2 protein-coding genes and 8 pseudogenes are annotated in these 6,875 nt (G+C 59.1%); 6 read left to right on the top strand and 4 right to left on the bottom strand.

Annotation, left to right across the window (positions count from 1 at the left end; translation table 11 throughout):
• Positions 1-128: 128 nt before the first annotated feature.
• Together JQK88_RS33635 and istA are read right to left on the bottom strand one after the other, a co-directional pair.
• Positions 129-533 (bottom strand): annotated as a pseudogene (locus tag JQK88_RS33635) (ATP-binding protein); the annotation flags it as partial.
• Positions 534-543: 10 nt separating this feature from the next.
• A pseudogene (gene istA, locus JQK88_RS33630) lies at positions 544-1,933 on the bottom strand (IS21 family transposase); the annotation flags it as partial.
• 13 nt (positions 1,934-1,946) lie between these two features.
• Here istA and JQK88_RS33625 point away from each other — a divergent pair.
• From JQK88_RS33625 to JQK88_RS36680, 6 pseudogenes are all read left to right on the top strand, one after another.
• Positions 1,947-2,279, top strand: a pseudogene (locus JQK88_RS33625) (ATP-binding protein); the annotation flags it as partial.
• A 227-nt stretch (positions 2,280-2,506) separates the two neighbouring features.
• A pseudogene (locus JQK88_RS37845) lies at positions 2,507-2,749 on the top strand (IS110 family transposase); the annotation flags it as partial.
• A 38-nt stretch (positions 2,750-2,787) separates the two neighbouring features.
• A pseudogene (locus tag JQK88_RS36685) lies at positions 2,788-3,048 on the top strand (hypothetical protein); the annotation flags it as partial.
• Between the two features lie 56 nt (positions 3,049-3,104).
• Positions 3,105-3,670: pseudogene (locus JQK88_RS33620) on the top strand (IS110 family transposase); the annotation flags it as partial.
• A 194-nt stretch (positions 3,671-3,864) separates the two neighbouring features.
• Positions 3,865-4,467, top strand: a pseudogene (locus JQK88_RS33615) (DDE-type integrase/transposase/recombinase); the annotation flags it as partial.
• Positions 4,468-4,484: 17 nt separating this feature from the next.
• Positions 4,485-5,068 (top strand): annotated as a pseudogene (locus JQK88_RS36680) (IS5 family transposase); the annotation flags it as partial.
• A 162-nt stretch (positions 5,069-5,230) separates the two neighbouring features.
• Here JQK88_RS36680 and JQK88_RS36675 read toward each other — a convergent pair.
• A complete protein-coding gene (locus tag JQK88_RS36675) occupies positions 5,231-5,392 on the bottom strand; it encodes a hypothetical protein (RefSeq protein ID WP_246750165.1) in 162 nt (53 codons plus the stop codon).
• 47 nt (positions 5,393-5,439) lie between these two features.
• The gene (locus tag JQK88_RS33600; RefSeq protein ID WP_203280866.1) at positions 5,440-6,813 is read right to left on the bottom strand and encodes a glutathionylspermidine synthase family protein; all 1,374 of its coding nucleotides are present in this window, start codon (positions 6,811-6,813) and stop codon (positions 5,440-5,442) included.
• Between the last annotated feature and the right edge of the window lie 62 nt (positions 6,814-6,875).

Here is a 6,875-nt window from a genome sequence, read left to right as displayed (position 1 = left end):
AAATGCCGCCACGTGAATGGTCCATGGCAAAGGCCCAGTTCGCCGTAATCTTCGGTGAGCGCTTCATCAGGGCCATGGCGGCATAATGTTCAACCGCCCGCCCGTACACGGAAATCCTGACAGTCCCGCAGCCGGGTGTAGAGTACCGAGCGATTGTCACGGCAAGCCTTGTGGCCGATGGCGCACGCCAACCAACTCTTCCCCACCCCCGCCGGCCCGATGATGGCCAAGCTCTCATGGGCCGCGATCCAGTCACCCTTGAGCAGCCTGTCGAACAGCCTACGATCGAGACCGCGCGCGGCACGGTAATCCACGTCCTCGGGCACGGCATGGTGAAGTAGCCTGGCATGGCGAAGGCGAAGCGCAAGGCGCCGGTCATTGCGATAGGTCGCCTCGTGATCGAGGAGAAGGGCAAGCCATTCGGCATGGCTAAGGTTGGCGGCATCGCTGTTGCTCTCCAGTTCGATGAACGCATGCGCCATGCCTGCCAGACCGAGTTGCCCCAGCAGTTCGAGTGTCGGGTGTTTGAGCATTGCAGTCCTTTCAGTGGTAATATCCGGGGCCCCGGATGTTGGTGTGGAAGATCGGCGTGTGCTCCGAGGCTTTGCGCACCGGAACCTTGTCGAGCCCCTTCTCGAGGATCGATTTGACTGAAGGATAATTGCGCGCCTGGATCTCCAGCGCGCGCCGCGCGGCCGCTTCCAAGCGTTCGGTGCCGAAGCGCTTCTCCAGTCCGATGATGCCGAGGCATGAACGGTAACCCTGCTCGGGATGCGGCCGATCCTCGATGATCTTCTCAACCAGCAGCGACAGCATCGGGCCGATCCGTGCCGCTTCCTCCCGGATTTTCAACGGCGTCCATTCCCGGTAGCGCCGGTGGCTCGACGGCATATGTTCGGGGATCGTCGTATGCCGCCCGTTGCCGCTGCCACGCATGTGCGCGGCGATGCGTTCGCCTTCGAGGAAGATTTCGACGGTGCGTGCGGTGATGCGGGCCTCGACCTCGCGGCGGGCGAAGCGCCAGGGGACCGAGTAATGGTGGTGCTCGATCGCAATGTGATAATCGAGCCCGACCCGGCAACGCTTCCACTCAGCATGGACCCACGGTTCGATCGGCAGCGGCTTGAGGTTCGGCGCGTCGATCTCCTCGAACAGATGGCGGCGCGTTTTGCCGAACTGGCGAAGCACCCGTGTGTCGTTGAGATCGGCGATGCACTCGGCGACCGCAGTGTTCACCTCGGCCAGACTGTAGAAGATCCGGTTGCGCAAGCGGCCCAGAACCCAGCGTTCGACAATGCCGACGCAGGCCTCGACTTTCGCCTTATCGCGTGGCTTCCTCGGCCGCGCCGGGAGCACCGCCGTGCCGTAATGGCGCGCCATGTCGGTATAGCTGCGGTTGACCATCGGATCGAAGTGACACGCCTTGATCACCGCAACCTTCGCGTTATCGGGGACCAGAAGATGAGCCACGCCGCCGAAGAAGGCGAAGGCGCTGTTGTGTGCCTCGATCCAGTCGGCGAACCGCTCGGTCCACGTCGCGCATGGCAAATGACAAGCTCGATCCGCCGAGCACCGCCACAAACAGATGGGCATCGCGCACCTCACCGGTCCGGCGGTCGACCACAACCGGCACCGTGTCGCCGGCGTAATCGACAAACATCTTCTCGCCGCCCGCGTGGTGCTGCCGCATCGTCAGAGGCAGGCGGCCTTCCCAGCGCCGGAACAGGTCACACCAACGACTGTAGCGATAACCATCCGGGTGCGCGCCGATATATTCTTCCCACAGAACCTGCAGCGTCACATGCTTGCGCTTCAGCTCACATACCACCGCCGACCAGTCCGGTTCCGGCTGCTTGCGCCGGCCAGGCTTCACCCCAGGTAAGCCGCACAGGCACGACTCCAGGTCGGCGTCGCTCATCTCTACAGGGACCGGCCAGTTCGCAACACTTGGACTGGCGCGCGGCGACGGCCGATATCCGAAGGTCCTCAAGGCCTTGGCCAGGACCGATCTGCTCATCCTCGACGACTGGGGGCCGGAGAAGCTCAATGACGACCAGCGTCGCGACCTCTTGGAAATCATCGAGGATCGGTACGAAATGCGATCGACGATCGTCACCAGCCAGGTGCCCGTGGACCATTGGTACGACATGATCGGCAACCCAACCATCGCCGACGCCGTATTGGACCGGCTTGTTCACAATGCCTATCGCATCGAACTCAGCGGCGAGAGCCTGCGAAAACAGAAAGCCGTGACCACCAATCAAACTACTCTGGCTTGACGCACACAACCGGTTCAGGTCAAAAACCTGCACGACCCAGGGGCACACTAACTGTCCGGCTTCAAATCGGAATCGTGTCCGGCATGAAATCGGAATACCTGTCCGGCTTCAGATTGGAATAGCCGTCCGGCATCACCGGAATACGCAGTTCGATCATGCACCCATTCAGGTCATCGCCTTCTCACACCCCCAATACCGAGTTACCCGTCCATGCTGACCAACAGGTCGGGCTATGGCGGTTATTCGGTATCAGCAAACGCGGCGATCGCTATCTGCACACATTGATGATCCATGGCGCTCGCGCTGCGCTCGGCAAAGCAGCCGGCAAGAATGCCCCATCAAAGCCTGGGATCAAACATCAGGTACGCTGCGGCAAAGGCGGCATTCCAAATGTCGCGGCCGTCGCGCTCGCCAACAAGAATGCGAGGATCGTTTGGGCTATGCTCTCGGGCGGCACATTCTACGAGCCCGTAGTTCCACATATGTCGCGCACGTCTCTCCCAAATCGCCGCGCTATTGCAGGATTGTCACCGTCATCGACGGTCATCCGGCGGCTCTCTCTTGGCTGGGTGGGGTGATGGGTCACAAGACGGTTAGCCTTGGGGTCGAGCATTTCGGGCAGACTGGCACGGTAAAAGATCTTTATCGGCACCACGGGATCGATGCGGCGTCCATCGCCGAGGCCAGAAAATTCGTTGAAGGCCGGCTAGATGCCGTAATGGGCCGGCGCTCCTCGCATAGCCAGGAAGGTGGCTGTCCCTCAGAGTGATGATGTTGAAACGGGGTCTGATTGTGTCGGCCCCAAGCATCAAGCGGGGGACAACCATGGACTATTATGCAGGAATTGATGTGTCGCTGGAACTGAGCAGCGTTTGCGTGGTGGATTCATCGGGCAAGATCGTGCGTGAGACGAAGGTGGCGAGCGAGCCAAAGGCGCTGTTGCAGCATTTTGGCGATCTTGGGCTGCCGATAGTCAGGGTTGGCCTTGAGGCGGGCCCACTGTCGCAGTGGTTGCGCGAGGGGCTGGTCGCCGCCGGCTTTGAGGTGGTGTTGCTGGAGACACGGCATGTGAATGCGGCGCTGTCGGCGATGCTGGTGAAGACGGATCGCAAAGACGCCCGCGGGATTGCGCAGTTGCAGCGCACGGGCTGGTATAGTTCTGTGCACGCCAAATCCGCAGATGCCCAGGAGATACGGGCACTGCTGGTCGGCCGCAAGCTGTTGCAGGCCAAGCTGCTCGACGTGGAACTCAGCATCCGCGGAATCCTACGCGGTTACGGGCTCAAGGTTGGCGAGGCGAGCCGGGGGCGTTCGAGGCGCGAATTCGCGATCTCATCGAAGGCCATGAAATGCTTGCGACGGTGATCGGCGCGATGTTGCAGGTCTTGGATTTGCCAGTTTGCTGCATGATCTGGACGGCGCCCACACCGGCGCTGCTCAACAGAATGATCTCGGCGCGCCAAACTCGCATGCGCACTCGCGAAAGGGAATCTCAAGCCAGACTCTTATGTTAAGCGGAAACCACTAGATGTTCAGTCCCACAGTGTGATGGTAGCGTTGATGCCGCCATCGACAAGGACAGACTATGGGACAGACACTTCACGGGAGCGCCACGACCACTCACGCGGTCCGAGCTGCGATACAGCGATCGAAAGCTTCGATCCAAGAATTGAGCGGACGCTACGGCATAAACCCCAAGACGGTGACGAAGTGGAAGAAGCGCGACTTCGTCACCGACACGCCGATGGGTCCGAAGGATGTGCGCTCGACAGTGCTCTCAAAGGAAGAGGAAGCGCTGGTTGTCGCCTTCCGCAGGCACACGCTCCTGCCGCTCGACGATTGCCTCTATGCGCTCCAGGCCACGGTCCCTCATCTCACCCGTTCCAGTCTGCATCGGCTGTTCCAGCGCCACGACATCAGCCGCCTGCCAGGCGTCGAAGGCGCCAAGCCGCGCAAGAAGTTCAAGGCCTACCCGATCGGCTACTTCCATATCGACATCGCCGAAGTCTGGACCGAGGAGGGCAAGCTCTACATGTTCGTCGCCATCGACCGAGTAAGCAAGTTCGCCTTCGCCGAACTGCATGAACGCGCCACCAGGCGTGTTGCAGCCGACTTCCTGCGCAAGCTAATCGAACTGGTGCCCTACAAGATCCACACCGTTCTCACCGACAACGGCATTCACTTCACAGTGCCCGGAGGCGCAAGCTGGAGCGTCCCCGAGATCAGGGCGAAGATGGACCGCATTGTCTGGGTAAACCAGCCGATCCCGGACGAAGTGGTAGTGACAATCGCCGCTTCATCGAAGCGTTGCTTTGGATCGTGCGGACAGGAAGTCGGTGGCGCGACCTTCCAGCCTTCTTCGGGAGCTGGAACACCGTTTTTCAAGCGCTACCGCGATTGGGTCAAAGCTGATGTTTTCATTCGGCTTTTCGAGGCCTGTTCGGATGAACCGGACATGGAATACGCCATGGTTGATGCCACCATCGTCAAGGTCAACCGCCATGGACAGGGCGCAAAAGGGGACTCAAAGCCAGGCCATAGGCCGCTCCAAGGGCGGCATGACAATCAAAATCCTGGCACTCACCGCACTTGGCAATCTTGTGCGCTTTGTTCTTTTGCCCGGCCAGCGGTTCGATACCGTGGGTGTCGCACCGCTCATCGATGGTGTCTGTTTCGGCGGCTTGATCGCTGACAAAGCCTTCGACAGCAACACCATCATTGCCGACCTGAATGAGCGCGGCGCCAGGATCGTTATTTCACAGCACTCACGTTGTACTTTTCCCCTGCCGGGTTGTCGGCCCTTGGTCACTGGTCGGGCCGGCTGGGACGGGATGTCGAGAACCGGTCGTCCGGCAAAGATCGAGGTGCCGAAATCGCCGCCGAGAAATCGCCGCCGAGCATGTCCCGCGCCCAACGTATGAACTGAACCGGCATAGGATCATTCAGTCCCATTATTGCGGATGCCGGCGAAACGTCTCCGCCGTGGCCGACTTGCCGGCGATCATGGCCACCGGCTCGCCGGGCGCCAGCCTGAGAAGCAGGAAGACGAAGATCCCGACCAGCGCCATGACGGCGATGGTCGAAACGAATCTGCGTAGGATATAGGCGGCCATTGCGGTTCAGGCCTTCTGCATGTTTGGCGACCTCAGTCGCGAAAAAATTAGTCGATAGCGATTGGTAGCAGAATCCCGCTTCGTCCAACGTTCATCACTGGATCGAGGCTTGCGCGCGACTGAAAACCTGCCAGGCGGCCACCGAATACGTAACAGTCAATTCCATAAGCCATTTTCTTTATCGTCCGGCTCGGCAGGTGCAGAGCCGTAACCTCTCCGGGCCTGACGTACTCTTGAACGACGTATGGGTTGCGGGCGGCCCGGCCAATGTGCTCTTCCCACACCTCTGAGGAAGTGAGACGCCCAACCAACACATGCTCGCCACGCGTCGCGTTAGAGGGCTTCAGAACAAGATTGGCCTTGTTCTTCCGGATGTAGCCGATGAGCTCGATCCGACGCTGTTCGGGGTCAGTTGTTACTCCCTCTCTAACAAGGCGGGTCCACGGAACGTGGCGTGCAATAAGCTCGATCTGCTCGGCGTTAAAGTTCGAGCTGTATCGATCATCGCTGAGTACAGCAAGGATCGCCTTGTCAGATAATACCCACTGGGATATCCACGGGTTTATCGAAACAACCTCTTGAGCTGCACATGCGTCTAAGTAGTCGCCAGCTTCGTTATCTTCAATGAAGTCCCGAGGATCAAGTTTATTGTAAACAAGTTCAATGAGTTCGCCATCAGGCCCGACTAGTCCACGAGGTGTTCGCTTCATCTCGCTGGCACCCAGCAACACTGCTTTGACGCCTGCGTCTCGTAGACCGTTTACCATCCAATCTACTTCGTTTGTATAACGGCCGCGAAAGTTGACGACGGCGGCAGTTCTGAGTTCGCTGCCGGTCGCAGCGTAATAGCCAGACACCAGCTCCCGGACGAAGCAGTTCGGATCTTTCGCAAAAGGCTGCTTGCTCACGTCGAATGACAGGCCATGTGTCAATGGGTTGGGTATACGGGTCCAGATTTTCGCGGCGAGGCCGTTCTGAATAACTCCGCCAGGTGCTTCAGTATTCGTTTCAATTATCTTATAATAGCCATCGCTGCCGAAAAGGCCATCCAGCCTGCATATTCTTACGACCGGCCGATGTTTTGGTAGATTGGTTGTCCAATGTCGCAAATGTTTGTAGGCTGGAAATAGGTCCTGTACGTCTTCATTGCAGCAATACAACTCAGCGGCGACATCAAGGAGCTTGATCACGGCCTCAGCGGTAGCGCTGAGGTGATTTGCCAGACCGCAGTCTATCGCAAGGGGCCGGAGACATACGGGATACGCACGCCCCTCAAAGTGCATGCCCGCCGCTGCAATCGCCCTGGACAGTTCGTCTTGAGCCTCCCAGATCGAGGCTGAATCGCAAGTTGCGAGCTCGCAAAGTCGGCGCTCAATTAGTGCATCCGCCTCGCTGATTGCAGGCACGGTCGAAATTGTCATGGGCAGTTCCTATCTAGTGGCCTGGTCTTGAGTAGAGCGACTGACAGATTCTAAGCACAGCG

Source organism: Mesorhizobium caraganae (assembly GCF_016836705.1).
GTDB classification, from domain to species: Bacteria; Pseudomonadota; Alphaproteobacteria; order Rhizobiales; family Rhizobiaceae; genus Mesorhizobium; species Mesorhizobium caraganae.
The sequence above is the reverse complement of the archived record's forward strand: the minus strand, read 5'-3'. Positions and strand labels throughout refer to the sequence as shown.

Coding starts and splice junctions, on each gene's coding strand:
- JQK88_RS36675 (WP_246750165.1), bottom strand. CDS start 5,392: ATGGCCGCCTATATCCTACGCAGATTCGTTTCGACCATCGCCGTCATG.
- JQK88_RS33600 (WP_203280866.1), bottom strand. CDS start 6,813: ATGACAATTTCGACCGTGCCTGCAATCAGCGAGGCGGATGCACTAATT.